We start from the raw sequence: 23093 nt of genomic DNA on the forward strand, positions 1-23093 counted from the left end.
TTTTAACATGCTAGCCATGGCGGGTCACCTCAACCATTAAGCTTGCCTCGAACAAAAAAACGCCATCTCGACCACTTAAAGTGGGCAAATTAAACAAATAATCGCGGTAGCCAATTCCAAATTGATCAAGCGCGCGTATAATAGCCCACCTATGGCAAAGAAAAACGCAAAAAAATCAAAGAACCCACCGGCAACGATTGCTCGTAATAAACGTGCAAACTTCGACTATAAATTTGAAGAAAAGTTTGAAGCCGGCTTGTCCCTGATGGGATGGGAAGTGAAATCGATCCGAGTCGGTAAGGTCAACCTATCTGAAAGCTATGTGTTTCTCAGAGACGGTGAAGCCTACCTATTTGGCTGCACTATCACACCTCTAAACACCGCATCGACCCATGTGGTGTGCGACCCTATGCGCGATCGCAAGCTACTGCTTAACCGCAGAGAGCTGGATAAGTTGCAAGGTCTGGTAGACCGTCAAGGCTACTCAATTGTGCCGATCTCAATGTACTGGCGCAAAGGCGCTTGGGTTAAAATTGAGATAGGTTTGGGTAAAGGTAAGAAAGAACACGATAAGCGCGACGATACCAAAGAGCGCGAGTGGAAGATTGAAAAATCTCGTACCATGAAAAAAGCCGTTCAACAGTAATTAGCGTAAGCTTACTGTTTAAACAGGTAAAATGGTCGGATAACGAACAATCAATTGTAACAACATGATTTATCCTTGGTGTTAGAGGATTTAGCAGGTTACAATCAACATTGTACTGGGGGCGATTCTGGATTCGACAAGATTCACGAAACCCTAGGAGCATGCCGAGGGGCGGTTGGCCTCGTAAAAAGCCGCACAGTTATAGTTGCAAACGACGATAACTACGCTCTAGCAGCTTAGGCTAGCTAGCCATCTTGCTCACGTTTCTCAAATGGGCAGAGTATTAAGATGGTCACCTTTACATTTGATAGCGAGGGAACCACGTTCAGGGGTGAACCGCGAAACAGTACTGAACTCGCCAATTGCAATCCTGTCTTTCGGAGTGTACTTGGTTAACCAAAAGAGAGACTAAGCATGTAGCGCCGAGGATGTAGGCTTTTTGGACGCGGGTTCGAGCCCCGCCGCCTCCACCAACATAAGGATTAAAGACGTCTCAGGACGTCTTTTTTTCTACCCACAGCAATCAAAAATCAATAACTTAGCGTCTATTAACGTCTTATAACGTCTCAGGAAAGCTTGAGGTTTTTGTAACACCTAATGTAACATCAGACCAAAATACGAATCCGGGTGTTACAATTATGGGCAATACCACTAAACAGCTCAGCGCAACTCAAGTCGCCAACGCAAAGCCAAAGGACAAAGAATACAATCTCTCCGATGGCAGAGGATTATCACTCAGAGTTAAAACCAGTGGCTCCAGATTCTGGCTATTAAACTACACTCGGCCCATAACCAAAAAGCGAGCCAACCTAGGCTTAGGTACCTACCCTGACGTATCGCTGGCGGAAGCGAGAAAACGAAGAGAAGCCGCACGTGAATTACTTGCTCAAGGTATTGATCCCCAGCACCACCAGCAACAACAAAAAGAAGCTATAAATATCGATGCCAAGAACACACTGAGATCGGTAACTGACAGTTGGTTTGAGATAAAAAAGCAGAAGGTCTCTGAAAACCATGGTCAGAAGCTATATCGACGTCTTGAGATGTACCTGTTCCCAGCACTGGGCGATACGCCGATCAGATTGCTAACTGCTCCCCAAGTCATTCAAGTGCTAAAACCCGCCGAAGCAAAGGGCAATGTCGAAACCTGCAAACGCGTGATTAGCTGGTTAAACGAAGTAATGACCTTTGCAGTCAATACTGGCCTAATACACTCAAATCCATTGATTGGTATAGCTGCTGCCTTCGGTATTCCAGAGAAACGGCAAATGCCTACGCTCAAACCAGCTGAGCTGCCTGAACTAATGGAGGCTTTGTCATATGCCAGCATAAAACTGACAACTCGCTGCTTAATTGAATTTCAGCTTCACACAATGACGCGACCTGCAGAGGCGGCAGAAGCGAAGTGGCAGGAGATAAGCCTAGATAAAGCGCTTTGGGTGATACCGGCTAAGCGCATGAAGATGAAGCGTGAGCATGTCATCCCACTAACGCCTCAAGTCATAGCACTATTGAAGCGCATGCAACCGATTAGCGGCCATCTAGAATACATGTTCCCAGCAGATCGTAACCCTAAAAACCATACCAATACACAAACAGCCAATATGGCTCTCAAGCGAATGGGTTTCAAAGGCCGCCTAGTTGCTCACGGCCTGCGAGCACTAGCCAGCACAACGCTCAATGAGCAAGGCTTTGATGCCGAGCTGATAGAAGTATCACTGGCTCACGTGGATAAGAACACCGTTAGAGCAGCCTATAACCGCGCTGATTACATTGAGCGACGCAGAGAACTTATGTGTTGGTGGAGTGAGCATATCGAAGAGGCCGCCAAAGGCAACCTGTCGGTGACCGGAACCAAGCAGTTGAAAGTGATTTAAAATTAGCAGCAGTACCTTAGATGCATGTTCATAGCAAGGCTACTGCTGTTGAACCCAACTAACTACCAAAATTTCCAAAATTCGGTCACAAAGCATCCATCAAAGCCATACACATCACTCTTTCCCAATGATTAATAAAAGGCGATGCATCTATGACAGTTTGAAAAATAATGCTTTTGCTTGTCTCCTTATCAACCGGAGCAACTAGTAGTGCATTGTATTGAGCCATCAAGGAGACAAGCCTTGGACCAGCTTCCTTTGAAAACCTTAAAGCTAAATCAAAATCTTCAAAGTGTTTTTCAACTCGATTTTTCTGGGCACCCTCCCAATAATCAGGAGGAGAAACAAAGTACTCTATAACACCAGGTTCACCCCCCTCACTAGGCTGATAACGGGCAAACAGCCATTGTTCGTTAAAAAACCTATCCTCGTCTAAATATGGCTGTATTACCTGCTCGGATGCTGAAGTAGCAAACAAGTCGCTCTTACCATCCATATTGCAGTCTCGACACGAAGGAACTAGGTTTACGGGTACTATCGAAAACTGAGGGAAATGTGCTTTGGGTAAGTAATGGTCAAGATTTCTAGGGCGCCCAATTCCACCGCAAAAAGGGCACTTTTCGTTTGCTGCAATCATTAGAGCATCATAGATAGCCCTGGCAGGCTTGCTTTTACCAACAACATAGTTATCGTACATTTTTACCAAGTCTGACTTTTTTAATCGCCCAATGACTACGGGGTCACTTTCAGGGTCCTGCAGCGGAACAATCGTAAACAACTCACCAGTTGCGCCTGATGCCTCATATAGCTGGGCCTGTCTCTGTAATTCTGCTGCCCCACTGTTCACTTTTCGCAACAAACCAGGATTGCCGGTAATTCCATTCCGACAATTTGTTAGCATTTCTGAATAGGAGCTGGCTGGTCGTGCAAGTTTTAGCATTCCCCCATACTCCTATCACGATTTACAACGAGGGCTTTGAGTAACGCTCTGGCTTCAATACCAAGTTGACCACGATAATCTTCCACTATCTCGTCATAAGTGCCACCCGCGTCAACGGTTCGAACCAACAAGTCATGGAAACCAGACTTAACAACCTCAAGACCAAATACTTCTCTGGTTAAAACACCAACGTTTTCTCCAAATGTTTCCATGTCTGGTCTACGAGGTTCAGTAACCAACCCCGAACGATTGATTTTCCAGACGCAATTGCGTGGCACCTCTTGTAAAACAACGGGTGAATGAGTTGCAATAATTGACAGGCCATTCCGATCAAGCAACAAATCAGAAAGAGCTCTCAAAAATGCAGATAGCAGTGGAGGATGAAGGTGGCTTTCTGGCTCATCAATAAGCACTAAGGTTTTTTCTTCAACTGTAGCCACTAACCTAGTAATTGTTAGTAGTACCACAGCATGTCCCGAACTCATTTTTTTTATCCATTTACGAGCATTTCTGGCGAGACGTACACCAGAATAACGAGGAAGTGCTTTGAGATTCATACTTTCGAAGTTCTCATCAGACTCCAGTGTATCGATTGCTCTCAACCACCTAGCTCGTTTCGATTCTTGACTTAAGCAAGCCTTTAGAGCCTGAATAAAATCTTCGTGAACATCAACCACCTCCTTAAGTTTGTCAGTTCCATTTTGCTTTAAGCCGATGTAGAAATAACATGTGCCTTTGGAGGGATCTGGCTGCTCATCTGGTGGATTAAACGGATCAAAAGCACTAAACGATACTGAAACTAAGCTGCTAAAATAGTCCGGTTCAATTGGACTATCTTCCCTGTTTTCCAAGTCGTAAAATTTACCAGTTGAATCAGTCGCGTTGGTTATAGCCTCGATCATTCCATTGAGTATTGTCGTTTTCCCAACCCCATTTCTGCCAATGATTGCATGGATATTGGTGCTCGGTTTATCACCCACATTGACTTTAAATGTCAAATCAATCGCTGACATTTTATCTGTTGCAGGCCTAGAAAACTTAAACTCAAAGTTAGTTAGCTCGTTCCGCCCCTCCAGTACCGCAGAAAATTGGCCCTTAATGACGGATAGACTGACCCACCGCAATAGAGATGTGCGAAAAACATCTTCATCTTGTACCGAATCAATCAAGTTTGGGGTATGGACGATATCTCTTAACCCTTCGAGAAGCGCAATTCTTACCTGTTCAGGAAGTAGATGCATTTTTTTATAATATTCAACATCTTGACCAACCGAAAAGTATTCTTGAGGAAGCGATTTAAGGGGGCTTTTTAAAGTTCTGTAAGTCGACTTTTCAGTTGTTTGTCCCTTGAAGCCAATTTTTACCTGCCCTATGTCATGACTGGTACCGTCTTCATCAAATACAGACAAAAAGAACATCGTCACAAATGAATAGTCATTCCAATAGTCGACATGCAAATAAGCAGTATTTGTTGAGGAAGACGGGATTTTCTGCTCCTTCGGTACAATAACAATATTCATTCTATTCACCTGCGACCTGCTCTTTCAGGCTCTGTTTCATCATGTCAAAAATAATTTCTACGTAACTAGTCATCACCTGCGAGTCTTTCAGCAGCGTTCTTGCGATATCGCCTTCTTTCAGCAGAGCTTGTACAACGGCTTGCTTCACCGCTTGTGGCAAGTCGCCTTTGAGGGCTATCGACTTGTCGTGCTTTTCTACCTGCTCAACCACAATTGGGTTTTGGGTGACACGAGTAATGGTGCCGTTGGCAAAGTTTCGGCGGCCTGGTTCATCGCCGACATCGCCAAACAGTTCATTGAGACGGCGGATGATGTCGGCAAGAAACGCCTGTTCGCGATCCGTTGGGTCATTGTAGTTGGGTCGGATAGGTTCAAGTACCTGATTAACCGCTTCTGGAAGCGGCTCTTTGTCGTACTTGATTTTGAACTTTTCCAGCACCAGGGCACTGAGGTCGATATTTTCTGGTGTCACGCCTTTTAATCGACGAGCAAGCAAATGGGCAAACGCGGCAAAGTTTTCCAGTTCAGGATCACCAAACTCAATCAATTGCGCCATATAGCTGTAGTGCTTCACAAATCGAGCTAAATCCGATTTAAAACGCATCAGAGCTTCGCGCTGCTTGGTGAACTCGCTGCGTTGCGATTCTGCGTAGTTCGCCGCTTTCTCATCACCCGCAAGATGCGCTTTGTTGTATTGCTGATCCCAATGGTTTGCAGCATCAACCAGCTCTTTAAGCTTAACGTTGAACACATCGGTAGGGCGTTGCGTGGCAGCAAGCAGCTTTTTGTGCGCGTGTGACTTTTTATCGGGTGCTTGGCCGAGAATCGATTTACCACGCGCTTGCTTAAACAACTCTAAATCTTGATGGTTGTAGATGCTTTGCTCATCCAGAATCTCTTTGATGTCATAGATGACGTTTACATCTTGCACTTCGTTGAGCTGCGCGCCTTTATCGTACTTTTTAAACGCATTGAGAATAGTCTGCGGCTCATTGGCAAAATCAATCACATAAGTGGTGTCTTTGCCTGGGTAGGTGCGGTTTAAGCGGGACAGGGTTTGTACCGCTTCTACATCTGAGATCTTCTTATCCAAATACATGGCAACCAGTTTGGGTTGGTTAAAGCCTGTTTGGAACTTGTTGGCGACTAGCATGACGCGATATTCGGTTTTCTCGAACTCGTGGCGCAAATCAGCCCCATGTGTGTCGGGGTTTAAGTTGTACTCGGTGTACTCTTTGTCGTAATCAATCTCCAGTGGGTCTTGGCTGTCTTCATCACCCAAATCTTTACCGGGTACTTTGCCTGAGAAGGCAACCAAAGCTTGGATACCTTCGATGCCATGCTTTTTGATGTACTTATCAAAGGCAAGCTTGTATTTCACCGCCTGCGGCCTGCCAGATGTGACCACCATGGCTTTGGCTTCACCTTCCAGAAGATGAGCGATATTGGCTTTGAAGTGCTCAATAATGAATTCGACTTTTTGGCTGACAGTGGTTGGGTGCAGTGACATCCAACGCGCCAAAGCGCGACGGGCTTGTTTGCTGTCTACGCGCTTCTCATCCAGATTGTTCTCACCGATTTTGTAAGCCGTATCGTAGTGGGTGTAATTCTCCAGCACATCGAGAATAAAGCCCTCATCAATGGCCTGACGTTGGGTGTAGAGGTGGAACGATTCTGGTTTGTTTTCATCAGACATAGGAAGGTTTTGGTCTTTCGGGCGACCAAACAGCATCTTGGTGCTGTGCTTGGGTGTTGCCGTAAAAGCAAAGTGCGAGACATTCTTGGGCATGGCACGCGCTTCTTGCACCTTAGTGAGGATCTCCTCAATGCTCATTTGCTCCAACTCTTGAGGGCTCAGGTTTAGTGTAAGCGCTGCGCGTAAACCTTTGGCGGTAGAGCCAGTTTGTGAGGTGTGCGCTTCATCAATGATCACCGCAAAGTTACTTTGTGCCAAAGATTGATTGGTCAGAATCGCCTCTAACGCATATGGGAAGGTTTGAATCGTCACCACAATGATCGGCGTGCCTGTTAGCAGCGCTTCAGTCAGTTGCTTTGATTTCGACTCGCTGCTCTTTTCGCGGTCAATTGCCTTGATCACCCCATATTGATGATCGAGCTGCTGCACCGCATCTTGCAACTGCGAATCCAGCACGGTGCGATCGGTCACAATGATCACGGATTTAAAGACCGCTTTACCATCGGTGCTGCGTAAACGAATCAAATCATGGGCTGTCCACGCAATGGTCGAGGTTTTGCCTGAGCCAGCGCTGTGCTCGCAAAGATACTGCATGCCTGCACCGTTCTGGCGGGCATCGTCAATCATCTTGTTTACCGCATCAAGCTGATGGTAACGGGGGAAAATCTGCGTCTCTTTACGCGCAGCCTTGCCATTGCTATCGGCGACTTCTTTGGTTTCGACATACACGAAGCTGAAGAAGATACGCAACCAATTATCTTTTTGGGCGATCTCTTGCCAGAAATAGCTGACTGGATACTCTCCATCTTTACCCGGCAAGTTGATATGCACGGGCAAATCAGAGCTAGAACCGTCATGACCTTTATTGAAGGGCAGAAAATAGGTGTTTTCTCCCGCTAGTTTGGTCGCCATGGCAATTTCAGTATCTGACATGGCAAAGTGCACTACTGCGCCGCGTTTAAAGGTTAACAGCGGTTCTTTGCGCTTGGTTTTTGGGTCAACGGGCAAACGGTCTTGCTTGTACTGCGCTATGGCTGATTCTATCGACTGAGTGAAATCGGTTTTTAGCTCGGCAGTGGCAACGGGTAGGCCGTTGATAAAGAACACCAAGTCAATTTCCCACTCGCGAGTCGGGCAATATTTCAGTTGGCGCACCACGCGCAAAATGTTGTGCTCATAACGGGCAATACGCTCTTCATTACGCGCATCTTCGGGTTTGCGTTGGCCCATGGCAATGGTGCCGCAGCCTGCAATGGTAAAGCCTTTACGCAATACATTAATGGTGCCACCTGTTTTACTGGCAAGGGCTTTTTCTAAACGCTCCAGTAGCACCTGCTCGGCATTCGCACCATGCAGTTTATTCAGTTTGTGCCAGGCATCTGGCTGGGTGGCCTTTACCCAATCCATAACATCTTGCGGGTAAATAGCGCGTTGTTGGTCATAGTGGCTGGAATGGCCTTCTTTCCAGCCATTGTTCACCAACTGCTCGGTAATATATTGTTCAAAATGCACTTCATGATGTGCTGCCATTACACCGCCTCCCTGACGTCAATTTTCCCTGTGACAGCCGCGCTGATCAGCGATGTGCGGTGTTCTTTGAGTAAAGTTATGGATTCTTCTACGTCCTGAACCAACAACTTCAGCTTACTGGTTTGCTTTTCCAAGTATTCCATGATGATCTTTCGTTCATCAGCAGGTGGAATCAATAAATGTACTTCTTTCACATTGGTCGATGAAATCGACGCTAAATTAGTGCTCTGTTTTGATACACGGAAAAAGTAAAACTTTGCATATGATGACTGAGTTAGCCAACCTAACCACTCTGGCTCTATATCAGTAACACGAATAACAAAAACATGGTTTTGATGGATGCAAGGCTTTATCTGTTCTTTCCATACAGTACCTCTACCCAGCTTGTCGTTATCTCCTCCCTCATTCATTAAAACGTCACCACCTTTTAGGGCGTATCGTTCCACTTCATGGGGAAGCACATTTATTTCATGAACATCATCTAGCTTGACGTAACCATCTTGGACGTTGGCAACGCGAAGCATCGGAATAGATAATGTTTCTTTTCCTGCGTTATCTTTTCCTTTTGCTATGCCAGATTGGAGCGTTGAAGTGTGTTTAAGTCTTCTAACTATCCAATGCTTCGGCACTTGCCCAATCCACTCGATGCCAGAGTCCTGCATCTCCACATTGGGGTTAAGCCCCTTAGTGACCACATGGCTGATCAGCGCTTGGCGTTTTTCTTTCAGTAGCTTAATAAAGGTCTGTTTTTCCTCGATCAGACTATCGATACGCTGGGTTTCGCGATCAAGGAATGTCGCAATGGCTTTTTGTTCAGCTATTGGCATTAAGGGAACGAAGATATTTTTCATGTCTGAATATCTCGTACTCCATAAGTCCGCTACTATTCCTTTTCCATACTTGTAGAACTCTTCCTGAAAGTTGTATGAGCGCAAAAGATGATGAGCAAATCTTGGTTCATATAAACGTGGCTCTAAGATGATCGAAATTAGCGACACGGAGCCATCATAGTCAGAAGTTCCTGATGAGCCTTTTCTGTCTGAACGGCTATTTATTACAAAGTCGCCAATACAAACTTTTTTTCGATTATCCCCAGCGTCAGTTTTTGCAACGTGTTCCATTTGAGGAAGGATGCCGTTTTTGGTAACGGATAACGCTGCAAAGTCTTTGTCACTGACTTTTTCGTTTCTTTCTTTGAAGCAAGCCCCTAACTTGACCAAATCCCAATGAGATGGGATTTTGCCAAGCCAGTCTAATTTTGAATCTTTGTATGCGCTATAGGGCATCATCATTCCGCCACCTCATTGAGTAGTGCCTGAATGCGCGCTTCACATGCTTTTAGCTCACCGTCAATTACACTCAGCTCGCGTGGCGGCACATACTGGTAGAAATAGCGGTTAAAGTTAATTTCATAACCGACAATGCCCACTTCGCCGTCTTTTTCATCACGCACCGAATGATCAATAAAGGCATCTGGCACATGTGGCAGTACTTCTTGCGCAAAGTAATCCTCAACATCACGATCAAAGGGAATGCTTTCGGTGTCTTTGAGTTTCGGGTCGGCGATCACTTGGCCTTTTTCATCCATTACTGGCTCGAATTGCGGATCTATCAACATAAAGTGCGAAGTTAAGGCCGTAGCCAGTGCTTTCGGGCACTTACCAAAGTCATTCTTATTGTTATTTTTCTTCACGGCCAAACGCGCCCACTCATAAGGCTGAAGGCCAAGGTTATCAGTGAGGTGTTGTACCCACGCCGCTTGCTGTTCTGGTTTGAGCTTTTGGAACGCCATTAAGTCATTCAACTGAACAATACCACCCTCAGTGATATTGAGTTTGGCGCGCAGCGGTCGCTGGATGGTGACTTTGCGGTAGGCAAAATCGGTGGTGTGGAAGAGCTTGCAGTTGTCACTGGCTTCAAAGCCATCGTAGGCTCGGACAATATCGTCGATCTGCACATCGCTGAGGTACTTACGCTTACTGCCTTGCGACTTACGCATTGGCGTCCAGATGTCTGCCAAGTTAATTAGTTGCACCTGATCCTTACGTCTTGGCTCTTTATGGTTAGACAAAATCCAAATGTAGGTACCAATTCCGGTGTTGAAGAACATATCGGTTGGCAGAGCAACAATCGCTTCTACCAAGTCTTGTTCGAGCAGCCAGCGGCGGATTTCGGATGGGCCGGAGCCTGCGTCACCGTTAAACAGTGGCGATCCTGAGAGCACGATGCCGACGCGGCCACCACCATTTTCCGGCGTTTCCATTTTCGATACCAAGTGCAACAAGAACAGCATGGAGCCATCAGAGATACTGGGTAGACCAGGGCCAAAGCGACCTGCGTATTTGAGCTGTTTGTGCTCACGTTCCACTTCTTTTTTAGCTTTTTCCCACTTAATGCCAAATGGCGGGTTGGCAAGGCCATAGTGGAACTTGTCGGTACGTAACTGATCGTCGGATAGGGTGTTGCCTTGTTTGATGTTGTTGGCATCAAAGCCACGGATCATCATATTGGTCAGCGCCATGGCATGGGTCGCTGGGTCGAGCTCTTGACCAAAAGGCACCACTTTGGCGCTGCTGCCCATCTCTTCAATTTGGCTGATAGCATCGGAAAGGAAGCCGCCCGTACCACAGGTTGGGTCATAGATGGTGCGGATCACGCCCTTTTCACTAAAGATATCTTCATCTGCTGCCAGCACCAGTTTGGTGGCAAGACGCACGGCATCGCGCGGAGTCATAAATTCCCCCGCCTTTTCATTAACCGAGCTGGCGAACTTGAAAATCAGCTCTTCATAGGCATCAGACAATACGCGATCAGACACCACATCAGGATGTAGGTCGAGATTGGCAAAGTAGCTCACCATGCGGTAGAGCAGCTTGGCTTTTTCCAAATCTTCTATGGTTTGACCAAATTTGAACTCATCAAAGATGGTACGAACGTTTTTGCTGAACTGGCTGATGTAGTGTTCTAGGTTGTCGCCTGTATCTGAAGCGCCTAAGGTTTCTAGGCTGTATTCACTGGTGTTGTAAAAGGCGAATCCCGCAACTTCTGGCAACACTAAACCAAGGTCAATGCCCGATTGTTTCTCGGCCAGATAGAACTTGCGCACTTCCTCACGGGTGGGTTCCAACACGCATTCAATACGACGCAGTAGCAAAAAGGGCAGGATGATTCGTGCAAAGTCGGTGTGTTTGAAATCACCCCATAGGTCATCTGCCATACGCCAAATAGCACTGGAGAGTTTGGCGCTTTGTTCTTTGTCTTGTAAGTTCATTGTGGTACCTGAAAATTTTTGATTCGACTCACCGCTATGCGGTGAAATATATTAATTTGTGTGTAGTCTGCAATGAATTGATTCGCTGGAAAATAAACATCATCTGACACAGCATTTGTAGAGCACACTAGTTAGTTTTTAGGCTTTTGACTTTCGATCCACGCTTCAAGGTCTTCACGTTTGAAACGCCACGAACCGCCAACTTTGAAACCTGAAAGCTTTCCTTCGCTTGCTAATCTATATGCTGTTTTTTCGGCCAACTTTAGGTAAGCAGCAACCTCTTTCAAGGTTAAAATTTTTCCAGCCATTCAGAGTGTTATGTCATGTTAGTTTCATTACTTAACATTGATAATTAGAGAATATGGGAAAATAGGTGGATGAACAATGAGCATGCTCTAGAATTCATACCATTAATCATAGATTTCTTTACTCCAATGCCTTTTCACCGTAGCAATACCAATACCTAATGCTTCAGCCGTTTTAGATTGAGATAAGCCCTCCGCCTTTTTAGCCTGAACCAAAGCTGTAGTGTTATGCGCTGCTGGCCGACCGAGTTTTTTGCCTTCGGCTTTAGCTCGTACAAGGCCTTCTTTTGTACGCTCTCTTATCCGATTTCGCTCAAACTCTGCAAAGGCTGAAAACATTTGTAGCATCAACTTGCCTTCAGCACTAGAAAGGTCTGCCACGGGTAAATCCAGGCAAACAACCTTGATGCCTTTATCTGTAAGCAAGTTAATGGTGTTTTGTACGTCAATGTTGTCTCGTCCTAGCCTGTCTAGCTTCAGGACCACCAGCATATCACCATGCTCCATCTGATGGTTGATGAGCATTTTAAACTTTTCACGCTTCATCGCTTCAACAGATCCAGAGACCGTTTCGCTGATAACCCTGGAATCGTTTACCTCATAGCCTTTCTGCCGAATAGCTATAATTTGATTCTCTGTAGTTTGCTCAGTCGTCGAAACACGGCAGTAAGAAAAGATACGCATTGTTCACCTACCTTTACTGAAGGTATCAAATATAGGGGTATCATATAGATTTGGAATCATAAAGGCCACACCCTATTTTTTTGATACCAATATTTAAGAGAGAAAGCTGGTATCAATATACGAATGTTTATTGATACCAGCTGTTTAGGTCGATTTGCTAGCTTTTAGTTTGCCGCCATCATTTTTTGAAACTCCATGAACTGCTTAAATTGGTCTTCCATTTCCGGCGTAGTCTTCTCAGCAGGCTTTGACAACTTACGCAACAACTCGGCTTGTTTGTAGTCAGGCACATCCCCGTAGCTATAAAAGCTGGTCAACACGCTTTCATGCCCCAGGTTTTGACTCCACGCTTTAAACTCTTCAGGTGTTCGGCACAGATTTTCACCAAGCCTGACCAACGTGTTACGAAAGCTATGGGGGTTGAAATATGGCAGACCAACAGCCTCAAAGGCTTGTTTGAAAACTTTACGTATAGGGGTAGCATTACTCCAACTCTCTTTAAGCAAGCCAACCGCTGTAAACTGTTGATTGTCGTTGTGTGCCAACTTAGTCTTGGGAAACAACGGATCATTTGGCTTATACCCGAGGTCTTTAGTCAAACACTCAAGCCACTCTGCCAGAATTTGTGACGGCAACTCTCCCACGGGGAAAAAGTAAGTGACAAACGTTTTACTGAACTTGGTCTTAACCTCCCTAGCATCCTGATAGAAGCTTTGTTCAGCAAGATCAACATGCTTGATCTTAACCGAAGCAACCGCCCCATCTCTGGCGCCAGTCAAGAGAACGAATGCAAGTAACGCTCTATCACGCTTTTCTAATACAGTCTCACTAGGCATCGCTTCCAAGGTCTGCAGAATTTGTTCAATCGTTGCCACGTTTCTTTTCCGCTTGGCATTGGCAATACGGGTATCTTTTTCAGACAGGTTGAAGTACTCAATATCGCTGTAGCTGATTTTCGATCTATAGCCTTTCTGGGTAACCAAATACTGGAAAAACATCTTCAAGTGACGAGTTGCCGTAAGCACCGTAGCCTTACTTAGTTGATCCCCTGTTACGCATGATTTTTGGCCGAGAAGATGCTTCTTAAACCCTATGGCATGCTTCGCCCTAAACCTATTGAAATCTAGATAGCCCGTATACTCTTCAAACCGGTTAATTGACTTCAACGCACCATCAATTGTTGAGTCATCTTGGCGTCTTGCATCCCTCAAATACTTGATGTAATCATGCAAAATTCGAACATTATTCGTACTACTCTTTTTCATGATCAAATCCCCCCTTTAAAGGACAATTTAAGAGAGCTTTTCCTCTCAGGTTTAAGTGTTTTTCAGCTATCGGTAGTTTCCCCCCGAGATCACTCCAAATTGCGTTTATATTGCGCCATGAAACATACTTATTTGCTTTGCTTCCACACACACTACAACGCCCAGCCATTTGAGCCATGCCAGCTGGTTTACCTATAAAACTGACGGACTCAATGTTTGGCTTATTTGATTGTTTGCACATGAAACAATACACCTCATTGGCGGCACATTGGTGCATGTAAGCTTTGCGCTTCCGCTTCAAAAAGATCTTTAGGTCAGCACCCTGTATGAGTAAAGGGCGGGTTTCATCGAAAACTGGCAAACCAGCACGAATCCAGTTACGCACCGTCCTGGGGTGAACTCCCAGTAGTTCGCTAACTTCAATGACCGTATAGCAACGATGAATTTTGATACGGTTAGGGTTGCAACGACTAGTCATTGTCGGCCCCCTTAGATACTGCGATACGCTTATCTAGCCACAGTTCAATATCTGACTGAAGCCAGCCTACAGCTCTGCCGCCAAGTGATATTGCTGGGGGAAAATCCCCAATAGCCATGCGTTTATAGATACTTGGTCGGGATAAACCGACCATCTCTTTAACTTCAGGTAGTCGTATAATCTTATGAGACATTATAAGTCCTCTTAAGTGGTTAATAGTTCACTTAAGAGGTTATTGACTTTGGACAGGGTAAAAACCGAATTCGGTTTTAGGATTCCGAATTCGGTTTTTATTAGGCAGGGCTATTTGCTTCTAGACTCTATTGCTTGAGGGATTTGCTTTAATATTTTACGTACAGTGTCGTCTGTTATAGGCGCGCCAATCAACTCAGTCATAGCGACTAAGGATGTTGCGATCCCTCTTTGGCTATAATCTACATTTGCCTCTTTACATAACGCGGCGACTAAAACTAATAAAGAATATTTTTCATTGGTAGTAAGAGCTTTTTCGTGCGCAGCATCTTCTAACGACTGAGCAAAGCGTGTTATTTCGCTGGTTCTAATAACAAATTGATAACCAACATCTTCAAGGGCTAGGTAATCATCATTTTTAATATAATTACCATCTTCACCTTGCATAAGTGCTTCATTAATTGACATAAACTCATCAAGCTCAATAGAGCTAAAGCAATCGAATACTAAACCATTGCAACTTTCACCAAGATCATCAATATTTAGACCCTTTGATTTCAATAGGTTGTCCCGCCTAGATTCTAACGCATTAAAATTATATCTATTACCCTCTAGATGAAGGCTTTTTTGCAGCTTGTAAATAACTTCAGCACGTTTTAAGCAAAAGCCGTTCACCTCTGGATACATTGGACCGGGACCACCAACTTCCTCTTGATATAAAGTCTCAATCTCCTGAGACTCTGTGCCAATCATCGCCAAGTCCCAAACTCCATCAAGTACATGAACCAATTTGTCAAAGACAAGAGCGTTACTGTGATCATCTTGATTGCATACATAGTGACCCGCTTGGGCATAGACCTGATTATTGAATCTAACTGACATAATTAGATGCTTATCAAGCACTAATCTGTATAGGTCAGCTAGCAACACAGTCTCCTCAATTAAGTTGGACAGGTGTTTCGCAGCTTCTTCAACCGTAAAATAATTCTTTAATTTAAATAACTTGCTCATTTTCGACTTTCCCCTTTTACTTGTTCAACAGGTAAGTCATGTACTCTGTCGCTCAAAAGCATAAGAATCGACCGCTTATAAAATCCGTTCGGGCAGTAGTCATGGCACACGTTATGGTTACATAGAAGGCACTTTAGGAGTATGAAGAAGTCATTGATTTGGGAGGAAGAGCAGACAAATTAAAGCCCGTTGACTTGGGCTTAAAACTAAGATCAGAAAAGGAGAATAGGTATATCGACGACTCAATCTATCAGTAAGATGCCTGCATGCATTTAGCTGAATTTATGGTCAACGCTGGCCTTATATACTCACTTTCTGCAAATATTTTGAATTAACTCCACTATAGAGCCTGTTTTTATTGTAACACCCAATGTAACACCCTAAACAAACCAACACACACAAGCCAATAAAAAACAAACAATTAAAAACTTTACCTGAGCCCCGCCGCCCCACCAACACAAAGGTTAGCAATGACCTTCAAAAGCCGCTAAACCCTTACCAGACGGGTTTAGCGGCTTTTTTGTATCTGTCGACTGTCACATTACCCACTAAAGCCAAATAAAGTATTTAAATTCAGATGTTAAGACACAAAAAAGCCCCGACATATTTTGTCGGGGCTTTCATCAACGGTTCGGGATTTAACTAGCCGCTAATTTAGAGCACTAGACACAGTCACTTAACTTAGCACTTCACCAGCGACTGTTCGACGCTTTGCATCTGGCTAGCGAGTTGGCCGTAATCATCCATCATGAAATTGATGTGTCCTAGCTTGCGGTTAGGCTTGGCGGCCTTGTTGTACCAGTGCAGACTAGCGTTGGCACTCAGGGCGTCCATAGGTGGTGCAGCAACACCTAGCAGGTTCAGCATGCCCGTCTTACCTATAGCCGAAGTGGCCCCTAGGGCGAGTCCGGCGACGGCGCGTATATGGTTCTCAAACTGGCAAGTCTGAGCGCCGAGCTGGGTCCAGTGACCGCTATTGTGCACCCTTGGCGCCAACTCGTTAACCAGCAGCTTATCACCCACCACAAACAGCTCCATGACAAGTACGCCTACATACTGCTGTGCTTCCAGCAGCTTGGTCATATAAGTTTGCGCTTGCTGCATCATCTCGGCACTTAACCCTCTAGCCGGTGCCATTGAGCGCACCAGAATACCGTTCTGATGTTGGTTCTCGGTTAGGGGGTAACAGCTCACCTCACCACTTGCACTACGCACACCGATAATAGACACTTCGGCGTCAAAGGGGATCCATTGCTCGGCCAAATAATGACCTGCTTTCAGCTCAGGCGACACCTTGGCAAGATCCTCATCGCTACGCACTACCCACTGATTTTTGCCGTCATAACCTTCATCGAGCGACTTGATCACCATGGGATAACCTAATGTCTTGGCACTCTCTTCGAGGCTGACGTCATAGGTAAAAGGCGCGCAAGGAATATCAAGCTGGGCTAACAGCTGCTTTTCATGAATACGACTCTTGCACTTGGCAATACTGTCAACATTGGGCCTAATAGTGCAATGTGCTTCGAGTGCTCGCACTAAATCCAGATCCACCTGCTCCTTCTCGACCGTGATAACGTCCGGTTGTCCCAAGGCCTTATAGAGTTCGCTTACACTCTGCCCTGGCTGCCAGGGAACCACAGGGCCCAGGCCTTCGACACAACTGAGATCCGTATCAGGGCCACCATCGGCCACAAAGCTAAATTTTAGGCCTAAGGGAATGCCCGCTAGTGCCATCATACGCGCCAGCTGACCACAACCTATGATGCCAATGCGCATTATTCTACCTCCAGCGGCACACCTGAGGTTTTGCTAGCGCGCCAGTCACATAGACGCTTGGTCAGTTCTGCATCGCCCAGCGCCAAGATTTGCGCTGCCATTAGGCCTGCGTTAAAGGCGCCTGAATCGCCAATTGCCTGAGTGGCTACCGCGACTCCTTTTGGCATCTGCACGATAGACAGCAGGCTATCCATTCCTTTTAGGGCCTTACTCATTACAGGTACAGCGATCACCGGGAGATGTGTCATGGCCGCCGTCATGCCCGGCAGATGCGCCGCGCCGCCGGCACCAGCGATGATCACCTCAATCCCCTCGTCTGCTGCGCCATGGCTAAAGCTCACCAGACGCTCAGGCGTGCGATGGGCCGAAACCACCTGTTTACTGTAAGCGATACCTAGGGCATCCAGGACTGTGGTGGCATTTTTCATGGTCGGCCAATCGCTCTGTGAACCCATGATGATTGCTACTCTTGCTTTACTCATACGTGCCTCTTAATTTGATAACCAATTTGTGAACAGCGCATAGGTAGGTATGCCCACCAATACGTTGAACGGAAATGTAATTGCTAATGAATAGGTGATCGACAGACTCTGGTTGGCTTCGGGAATAGCGACCCGCATGGCTGCCGGCACCGCGATATAAGACGCGCTAGCCCCCAGTACAGCCAGTAAAGTTGCGCCGCCGTTCGACAGCCCCATCTGTAAACCTAAAATACAGCCCAATAAACCGCCTAGCAGCGGCATAAATACGCCGAACGCCAGCATAAAGTTGCCCATATGCTTGAGATCTTTAAGCCTGCTGGCCGCGAGCATGCCCATCTCAAGTAAAAAGAGTGCCAATATGCCATGAAACAGGTTGAAGAAGAGCGGCGTGATCCCTTCAATACGCTCAGCCCACAAGTAGCCAATGATTAGGGCACCGACGAGCAACACTAAGCTTTGATTGCAAAACACTTCATGAATCAGCTCTCGCCACTTAACATTAGTACCCGAACGTCTAGCAAGGGCGATACCTACTGCAATGGCAGGGACCTCCAGCAACACCACAAACAGCGGGAAATAGGCTTCATAACTGATGTTTTGCGTCTCGAGAAAGGCCACGGCCACCGCATAGGTGCCTATACTGACAGAGCCGTAGTGAGCGGCGATAGAGGCCGCATCTTCAAGCTTAAGCTGGCCGATAAAACGCAGAATGGGAAAGGCGATCAGAGGAAGAACCAAACCAAGCCCAATCACCAAAAGTGACTGAGGCAAAAGGGCTATCGAGCCGTATTTAGACAACGCCACGCCACCTTTAAGACCGATGGCCAACATAAGAAATAGGGTCAGACTCTGATACAGCGCCTTTGGAAACTGGATGTCAGATCTCAATAACGTTGCCAAGGCGCCGAGGATAAAAAAGGCTATCGTGATATCGAGCTGCATCTTATGCGCCCTTGACTTGCAGGCTACGCGCAGGTTTTACGGCACGACGCTTAGATGACATCTTGATGGCGATTGACACTAGACTCAGTGAAATCAAACTGATGCCAACAATAAGCAGTCCCATACCGTTGTGACCTTCATTCATGGTGGCAAAGGCGAGTGCCGCAACCATTAAGCCAACAAAGATACTGAAAAGTGATTGTTTCTCTGCCAAAACAAATTGAAATAGGTGTTTCATAAGATCCCCCGTTTACGACTGATACCGCAATGTTTTCGGTGTTCTTTCAATAGAGACGATCTTGCCAAAAATAATTTATATATAAAAATAGATATTTTTATGTTTTTATATAGATAAAAATCTATACATGGAGTGACGACTATGTCTCTTAGGCTACAGGCACACTTAGGCACCCTCAGACAGATGGAGATCTTATTGGCTGTCTATGACTGTGGCAGTGTCAGTGGCGCGGCCGAAACGCTACACCTCACTCAGCCCACCATCTCTATGCAGCTAAAAAAACTGGCCGATGTGATAGGTTTTCCGCTGTATAACATTGTCGGGCGTAAGGTGGTATTTACCGAAGCGGGATTGGAGGTCGTTAAGGCAGCGACCGAAATCCTCGACAGTTTTGCGCGGCTAGAAATGTCCCTGTCTGATATGGGAGAGTTAAAGTCGGGCACCCTGCGTCTGGCCGTGGTGACCACCTCAAAGTACTTTATTCCCCATCTACTGGGCCCCTTTTGCGAGCGTTACCCCAATGTCGCCGTTCAGCTAAATGTGGGTAACCGAAAACAGATCATCGAGCGACTCAAACAAGGGATTGATGACTTTTATGTGTTCAGTCACCCGCCAGGAGAGCTCAATACCGAGAGCATAGAATTTTTCAACAATCCCCTGGTGGCCATAGCCCCCGAGAATCATCCCTTCGTCAGTCAGGAAGGCGTCTCTCTGGCAGAGCTCTGCGAGGCGCCCTTCTTGATGCGTGAAAATGGCTCGGGCACTCGCTTGGCCATCGAGCGTTTTATGGCTAAACAGGGCGTTAAACTCAACGTCAAGATGACCATAGAGAGCAACGAAGCGATCAAGCACTCTGTAATGTCAGGGCTAGGCGTCAGCATACTCTCGGCCCATACCCTCGCCTTTGGTGGTAATACCGGATTGGCTCAGCTAAATGTTAAGGAACTGCCGATCAACTCCAACTGGTATTTTCTCTGGCTAAAATCTAAACGTCCCTCGGCGATCGCCCAGGCCTTTTTGACCCATGTGGAAAGCGAGGGACGCGAAATGTTGCTGACCGAGCTCGCCAAGCACAAGCTATAAAAAAGCCCCATAGGATGGGGCCTTTTATTGTGTCCTGGTGAAGATCTAGCTTATCTATGCGCCATTTTGCAGATATTTATACAAGCTAGGTCATTAGGGGACGCCACTATAACTGACGCCCATAGGCAATGGCTGACAAATTCAGGCTTACGGATTATCTAAACTAGACCTAGCGAAACCCATTGTTACCAAGGTGCTTGAGGTGACTGTGGCCAGCCAACACCAGTAAACCTGCGAATATACCTAGATTCTTAATGAAATTTTGCATCTCATGTGCCGCTTCAAGCCCTTCGAAATGCCAAAAATCATGCAGTGTAACGTTAATCAGTAACACCATCATAGCTAACAGCGAAGCAATCACTGACGTATAACGGTTTAATATTAAACAAATGCCCGCCACAATCTGGCTAACGCCGGCACTGGCAAGCAGCAGCGGAATTAGCACCATCTGATGTCGCTCCATTAAGGCTACATGCATATCCCAACTGACAAACTTCATGATCCCAGGGACAAGAAAATAGAGCGCAAGCATGATACGCCCAACTATGATACCCGCAGAAGCGAATCGTTCATCTATCGAATGGCTATTCATAATTTGCACTTACAAAGACTCACCATTAACCATTACTCCTACGTCAATGTTGTTGCGTACGGCGTTAGAGTAAGGACAAATCTGGTGAGCCGTTTTAACCAATTCAGAAGCTTGCTCCTGTGGCAAATCCAGCTCGACACTTAGGGCCACAGTCAAGGCAAAACCGCCTTCGGCGCGAGGCCCTATACCCACCTTGGCGGTGACTGGCGCCTGAGACAATTTGACTTTTGCTTCTTTGGCAACATGCAAAATGGCATTTGAGAAACAAGCGCTGTAGCCCGCCGCAAATAACTGTTCCGGGTTGCTCGCCTCGCCAGTTCCGCCCATCTCTTTAGGGTAGCTAAGAGCAATAGATAGCTTGCCATCATCGGTTGCTACCAGGCCATTACGCCCTGCACTGGCTGTTGCTTGGGTTTCATATAAGGTTTTCATGTTAACTCCTAAGATCACTTCAAAAGACAAATTTAAATTGCGCGCAACTCATTTACCCAAAGTTATACCCCTAAATTAAATTGTGTGCAACTTAAATTTTAATTCCTGCGACAAAGCGCTTGCACAACGCCAAGTTGAAAGACCCAGTCGATGCCCTGAATGAGATGAATATGAAAACCTAAAATCCGTACTGTGAGAGAAAACGATAACAGGCACTAATGACCACTGGCCTCACCTTCATAACCCACCGCAAACCATCCCATACCTCTACAAGTTAGCTGACTTCAAACTGAATATCTCCCCACCCCAAGAGATAAAGACCAATACTCTACCCAATTGGTGTTATACAAAATAAAGCACCAACAAATGCTTGCTATTCAAACCTTAATAAGATTAAACTCCGAAATTGTAACAACTGAGTAACATTTGTTAACACCAATAAAAATAACCTCAATCAAAAGGAAAAATTGATGAGCAAACTATTCACATTATCAACACTCGCCATCGCTACCACCTTACTAAGTCAATCGGCTCTTGCCGATGGGATCGCCGCTAAACTTCAAATGAGCCAAGACAGCTTTAGTAGCGATCAAGACGTCATGGTAACCCTGACGTTAACCAACGAAGAGAATGTACCGGTAAAACTACTTAAGTGGTTTACGGCGGCAGAGGGTGTTGAAGAGTCGCTCTTTAAAGTCACAGCAGATGGTCAAGCTCGTCCTTATTTAGGCGCTCACTACAAGCGCCCAGCACCAAGCCATAAGGACTACATCAAGCTAAAAGCGGGTGAGAGTATCTCTTACCAAGTAGAACTGTCTTCACTATATGACATGTCGGCAACCGCCAACTATGAGATCAGCTATGATGTCAGCTCTATGCAACTGTTTTCTCCTAACCCGGGTCAGGCGAAAAAGCTAGCTCGTCTCGGTATCGAAGGGATACAGTCTGAATCAGCCAGTTTCTATTTGGAAGGTCGTGAGTTTAAGGGCGGTGCCAATAAAGGTAAACCCGGCACTGGTGATGGCGGTGGTACGACGCCAGACGGTATCTCTTTCACTGGACGCTGCAGCAACTCACAACAAAGCGATATTCTGGCGGGTCTAGCCGCGGCGAAAAACATGTCAGCCGATGCGAACCAGCACCTAGCCACTGCCAGCAGCAATTCACAGCGTTACAGCACCTGGTTTGGCGCATACAGCTCATCTCGCTGGAACACGGTGAGCAACAATTTCAGCAAAATTGATAACGCGTTAAACAACGAGCCCCTCACCTTCGACTGCAGCTGTAAGAAGCAATACTTTGCTTATGTTTACCCAACGCAGCCATATAAGATCTACATGTGTAATGCCTTCTGGTCTGCCCCGACAACAGGTACCGACTCTAAAGGCGGTACTATTATCCATGAAACCAGCCATTTTAATGTCGTGGCCGGTACCGACGATATTGTCTATGGCCAAAGTGGTGCAAAATCATTGGCGATCAGCGATCCAGCTAAAGCAATACAAAATGCTGACAGCCATGAATATTTTGCTGAAAACACACCTAACTTGAACTAATCTAGTTGTACTCTTTCTTGTCATTATGGGCGGAAGTTTCCGCCCTTTTTTGTTCTCACCTGTTCCTATAAATGCCTATTCGATAAATGCTTATGTCAAATCCCTTAGGATACTTATCAGTTAGCCTCTTGATGCTTTGGATGGTCAGTATGAATAGTCTTGCTCAGCAAGCCATGCCCAGCTGTCGCCTGTATAAGGCGGACCTGGCAAACAGCCTCACCTTTGAGATCAGCGCGCCGCCAAATAGCCAATGGTACCTGCTTAGCCGTGCCACACCTTTCGATGCCTGGTTTAGTGAATTTTTGACCCTAACCAATACTCAGCGCCAGACAGTTCTCGAGTATCAAGGCGCACTGGCCAAGCGCGGCCAGCCCAGTGACGATGAATACCTGCTGTTACCAACGGATAAACCGTTAACCGCATCGCTGCAGCTTTCTCAGGCCTACGTTATCGCACCTGGCGAGTATCGGGTATCGCTCAAGACTTTGCATCTAATCCAAAGTTTGGCCCACAAAGAAGATGCGACTTACCTTGAATGCCCCAGCTTATTAATAAGTCTGCCCTGATCTTCAGA

The 23093-nt window shown here is 46.0% G+C and carries 22 protein-coding genes and 1 other RNA gene; 6 read left to right on the forward strand and 17 right to left on the reverse strand.

The window, feature by feature from the left end; all coding sequences use genetic code 11:
* Positions 1 to 151 precede the first annotated feature (151 nt).
* The 3 genes from smpB (at position 152) to NY07_RS06460 (ending at position 2523) form a co-directional block, all read left to right on the forward strand.
* Positions 152 to 646 (forward strand): SsrA-binding protein SmpB, encoded by a 495-nt coding sequence (gene smpB, locus NY07_RS06455; protein WP_033538531.1) that lies wholly within the window; start codon positions 152 to 154, stop codon positions 644 to 646.
* 117 nt (positions 647 to 763) lie between these two features.
* Positions 764 to 1119, forward strand: a transfer-messenger RNA (tmRNA) gene (gene ssrA, locus NY07_RS19155).
* 165 nt (positions 1120 to 1284) lie between these two features.
* Positions 1285 to 2523, forward strand: coding sequence for an integrase domain-containing protein (locus NY07_RS06460; protein WP_033538532.1), 1239 nt, complete (start codon positions 1285 to 1287; stop codon positions 2521 to 2523).
* An 85-nt stretch (positions 2524 to 2608) separates the two neighbouring features.
* On the opposite strand, the gene NY07_RS06465 is transcribed toward NY07_RS06460, so the two are convergent.
* The 15 genes from NY07_RS06465 to NY07_RS06535 form a co-directional block, all read right to left on the reverse strand.
* Entirely contained in the window at positions 2609 to 3463 is an 855-nt protein-coding gene (locus NY07_RS06465; RefSeq protein WP_033538533.1) for an HNH endonuclease, read from the reverse strand.
* Positions 3457 to 4983 (reverse strand): AAA family ATPase, encoded by a 1527-nt coding sequence (locus tag NY07_RS06470; protein WP_033538534.1) that lies wholly within the window; start codon positions 4981 to 4983, stop codon positions 3457 to 3459. The genes NY07_RS06465 and NY07_RS06470 overlap by 7 nt, the downstream gene beginning before the upstream one ends.
* Before the next feature lies 1 nt (position 4984).
* Positions 4985 to 8209: a type I restriction endonuclease subunit R gene (locus tag NY07_RS06475; RefSeq protein WP_033538535.1), complete on the reverse strand. Its 3225-nt coding sequence runs from the start codon at positions 8207 to 8209 to the stop codon at positions 4985 to 4987.
* Positions 8209 to 9501 carry a restriction endonuclease subunit S gene (locus NY07_RS06480; RefSeq protein ID WP_033538536.1) on the reverse strand — a complete coding sequence of 431 codons (1293 nt, stop codon included), beginning with the start codon at positions 9499 to 9501 and terminating at the stop codon, positions 8209 to 8211. Before NY07_RS06480 ends, NY07_RS06475 begins: the two co-directional genes overlap by 1 nt.
* Positions 9498 to 11480, reverse strand: coding sequence for a type I restriction-modification system subunit M (locus NY07_RS06485; protein WP_033538537.1), 1983 nt, complete (start codon positions 11478 to 11480; stop codon positions 9498 to 9500). The genes NY07_RS06480 and NY07_RS06485 overlap by 4 nt, the downstream gene beginning before the upstream one ends.
* A gap of 131 nt (positions 11481 to 11611) precedes the next feature.
* Entirely contained in the window at positions 11612 to 11788 is a 177-nt protein-coding gene (locus NY07_RS06490; RefSeq protein WP_033538538.1) for a helix-turn-helix domain-containing protein, read from the reverse strand.
* A gap of 102 nt (positions 11789 to 11890) precedes the next feature.
* Positions 11891 to 12469, reverse strand: coding sequence for a recombinase family protein (locus NY07_RS06495; RefSeq protein WP_033538539.1), 579 nt, complete (start codon positions 12467 to 12469; stop codon positions 11891 to 11893).
* Positions 12470 to 12633: 164 nt separating this feature from the next.
* The gene (locus NY07_RS06500; RefSeq protein ID WP_033538540.1) at positions 12634 to 13734 is read right to left on the reverse strand and encodes a tyrosine-type recombinase/integrase; all 1101 of its coding nucleotides are present in this window, start codon (positions 13732 to 13734) and stop codon (positions 12634 to 12636) included.
* Complete coding sequence (locus NY07_RS06505; protein WP_033538541.1) at positions 13721 to 14212, reverse strand: helix-turn-helix domain-containing protein; 492 nt, start codon at positions 14210 to 14212, stop codon at positions 13721 to 13723. Before NY07_RS06505 ends, NY07_RS06500 begins: the two co-directional genes overlap by 14 nt.
* Positions 14205 to 14405 (reverse strand): helix-turn-helix transcriptional regulator, encoded by a 201-nt coding sequence (locus tag NY07_RS06510; RefSeq protein WP_033538542.1) that lies wholly within the window; start codon positions 14403 to 14405, stop codon positions 14205 to 14207. Before NY07_RS06510 ends, NY07_RS06505 begins: the two co-directional genes overlap by 8 nt.
* A gap of 110 nt (positions 14406 to 14515) precedes the next feature.
* Positions 14516 to 15415 carry a hypothetical protein gene (locus NY07_RS06515; RefSeq protein ID WP_033538543.1) on the reverse strand — a complete coding sequence of 300 codons (900 nt, stop codon included), beginning with the start codon at positions 15413 to 15415 and terminating at the stop codon, positions 14516 to 14518.
* A 681-nt stretch (positions 15416 to 16096) separates the two neighbouring features.
* A complete protein-coding gene (locus tag NY07_RS06520) occupies positions 16097 to 17194 on the reverse strand; it encodes a 5-(carboxyamino)imidazole ribonucleotide synthase (protein ID WP_033538544.1) in 1098 nt (365 codons plus the stop codon).
* Positions 17194 to 17676, reverse strand: coding sequence for a 5-(carboxyamino)imidazole ribonucleotide mutase (purE, locus tag NY07_RS06525; RefSeq protein ID WP_033538545.1), 483 nt, complete (start codon positions 17674 to 17676; stop codon positions 17194 to 17196). The genes NY07_RS06520 and purE overlap by 1 nt, the downstream gene beginning before the upstream one ends.
* Before the next feature lie 9 nt (positions 17677 to 17685).
* Positions 17686 to 18618 carry a sodium-dependent bicarbonate transport family permease gene (locus tag NY07_RS06530; protein ID WP_033538546.1) on the reverse strand — a complete coding sequence of 311 codons (933 nt, stop codon included), beginning with the start codon at positions 18616 to 18618 and terminating at the stop codon, positions 17686 to 17688.
* Position 18619: 1 nt separating this feature from the next.
* Positions 18620 to 18856 carry a hypothetical protein gene (locus NY07_RS06535; RefSeq protein ID WP_033538547.1) on the reverse strand — a complete coding sequence of 79 codons (237 nt, stop codon included), beginning with the start codon at positions 18854 to 18856 and terminating at the stop codon, positions 18620 to 18622.
* Positions 18857 to 18997: 141 nt separating this feature from the next.
* Here NY07_RS06535 and NY07_RS06540 point away from each other — a divergent pair, with 141 nt between their 5' ends.
* Positions 18998 to 19939 (forward strand): LysR family transcriptional regulator, encoded by a 942-nt coding sequence (locus NY07_RS06540; protein ID WP_033538548.1) that lies wholly within the window; start codon positions 18998 to 19000, stop codon positions 19937 to 19939.
* A 169-nt stretch (positions 19940 to 20108) separates the two neighbouring features.
* On the opposite strand, the gene NY07_RS06545 is transcribed toward NY07_RS06540, so the two are convergent.
* A complete protein-coding gene (locus tag NY07_RS06545; RefSeq protein WP_140946922.1) occupies positions 20109 to 20531 on the reverse strand; it encodes a DoxX family protein in 423 nt (140 codons plus the stop codon).
* Positions 20532 to 20540: 9 nt separating this feature from the next.
* Entirely contained in the window at positions 20541 to 20963 is a 423-nt protein-coding gene (locus tag NY07_RS06550) for an organic hydroperoxide resistance protein (RefSeq protein WP_033538549.1), read from the reverse strand.
* Between the two features lie 470 nt (positions 20964 to 21433).
* Between NY07_RS06550 and NY07_RS06555 the strand changes: the two genes are divergently transcribed.
* Positions 21434 to 22519 carry a M35 family metallo-endopeptidase gene (locus tag NY07_RS06555; protein WP_033538550.1) on the forward strand — a complete coding sequence of 362 codons (1086 nt, stop codon included), beginning with the start codon at positions 21434 to 21436 and terminating at the stop codon, positions 22517 to 22519.
* A 149-nt stretch (positions 22520 to 22668) separates the two neighbouring features.
* The gene (locus NY07_RS18995) at positions 22669 to 23085 is read left to right on the forward strand and encodes a hypothetical protein (RefSeq protein WP_052125529.1); all 417 of its coding nucleotides are present in this window, start codon (positions 22669 to 22671) and stop codon (positions 23083 to 23085) included.
* The last annotated feature ends 8 nt before the right edge of the window (positions 23086 to 23093 follow it).

Source organism: Shewanella sp. ECSMB14101 (genome assembly GCF_000773485.1).
GTDB lineage: Bacteria > Pseudomonadota > Gammaproteobacteria > Enterobacterales > Shewanellaceae > Shewanella > Shewanella marisflavi.

Bases quoted from the DNA above. Each gene is read 5' to 3' on its own strand.
- smpB (WP_033538531.1), top strand. From the start codon at position 152: ATGGCAAAGAAAAACGCAAAAAAATCAAAGAACCCACCGGCAACGATT.
- NY07_RS06460 (WP_033538532.1), top strand. From the start codon at position 1,285: ATGGGCAATACCACTAAACAGCTCAGCGCAACTCAAGTCGCCAACGCA.
- NY07_RS06465 (WP_033538533.1), bottom strand. From the start codon at position 3,463: ATGCTAAAACTTGCACGACCAGCCAGCTCCTATTCAGAAATGCTAACA.
- NY07_RS06470 (WP_033538534.1), bottom strand. From the start codon at position 4,983: ATGAATATTGTTATTGTACCGAAGGAGCAGAAAATCCCGTCTTCCTCA.
- NY07_RS06475 (WP_033538535.1), bottom strand. From the start codon at position 8,209: ATGGCAGCACATCATGAAGTGCATTTTGAACAATATATTACCGAGCAG.
- NY07_RS06480 (WP_033538536.1), bottom strand. From the start codon at position 9,501: ATGATGATGCCCTATAGCGCATACAAAGATTCAAAATTAGACTGGCTT.
- NY07_RS06485 (WP_033538537.1), bottom strand. From the start codon at position 11,480: ATGAACTTACAAGACAAAGAACAAAGCGCCAAACTCTCCAGTGCTATT.
- NY07_RS06490 (WP_033538538.1), bottom strand. From the start codon at position 11,788: ATGGCTGGAAAAATTTTAACCTTGAAAGAGGTTGCTGCTTACCTAAAG.
- NY07_RS06495 (WP_033538539.1), bottom strand. From the start codon at position 12,469: ATGCGTATCTTTTCTTACTGCCGTGTTTCGACGACTGAGCAAACTACA.
- NY07_RS06500 (WP_033538540.1), bottom strand. From the start codon at position 13,734: ATGAAAAAGAGTAGTACGAATAATGTTCGAATTTTGCATGATTACATC.
- NY07_RS06505 (WP_033538541.1), bottom strand. From the start codon at position 14,212: ATGACTAGTCGTTGCAACCCTAACCGTATCAAAATTCATCGTTGCTAT.
- NY07_RS06510 (WP_033538542.1), bottom strand. From the start codon at position 14,405: ATGTCTCATAAGATTATACGACTACCTGAAGTTAAAGAGATGGTCGGT.
- NY07_RS06515 (WP_033538543.1), bottom strand. From the start codon at position 15,415: ATGAGCAAGTTATTTAAATTAAAGAATTATTTTACGGTTGAAGAAGCT.
- NY07_RS06520 (WP_033538544.1), bottom strand. From the start codon at position 17,194: ATGCGCATTGGCATCATAGGTTGTGGTCAGCTGGCGCGTATGATGGCA.
- purE (WP_033538545.1), bottom strand. From the start codon at position 17,676: ATGAGTAAAGCAAGAGTAGCAATCATCATGGGTTCACAGAGCGATTGG.
- NY07_RS06530 (WP_033538546.1), bottom strand. From the start codon at position 18,618: ATGCAGCTCGATATCACGATAGCCTTTTTTATCCTCGGCGCCTTGGCA.
- NY07_RS06535 (WP_033538547.1), bottom strand. From the start codon at position 18,856: ATGAAACACCTATTTCAATTTGTTTTGGCAGAGAAACAATCACTTTTC.
- NY07_RS06540 (WP_033538548.1), top strand. From the start codon at position 18,998: ATGTCTCTTAGGCTACAGGCACACTTAGGCACCCTCAGACAGATGGAG.
- NY07_RS06545 (WP_140946922.1), bottom strand. From the start codon at position 20,531: ATGAATAGCCATTCGATAGATGAACGATTCGCTTCTGCGGGTATCATA.
- NY07_RS06550 (WP_033538549.1), bottom strand. From the start codon at position 20,963: ATGAAAACCTTATATGAAACCCAAGCAACAGCCAGTGCAGGGCGTAAT.
- NY07_RS06555 (WP_033538550.1), top strand. From the start codon at position 21,434: ATGAGCAAACTATTCACATTATCAACACTCGCCATCGCTACCACCTTA.
- NY07_RS18995 (WP_052125529.1), top strand. From the start codon at position 22,669: ATGAATAGTCTTGCTCAGCAAGCCATGCCCAGCTGTCGCCTGTATAAG.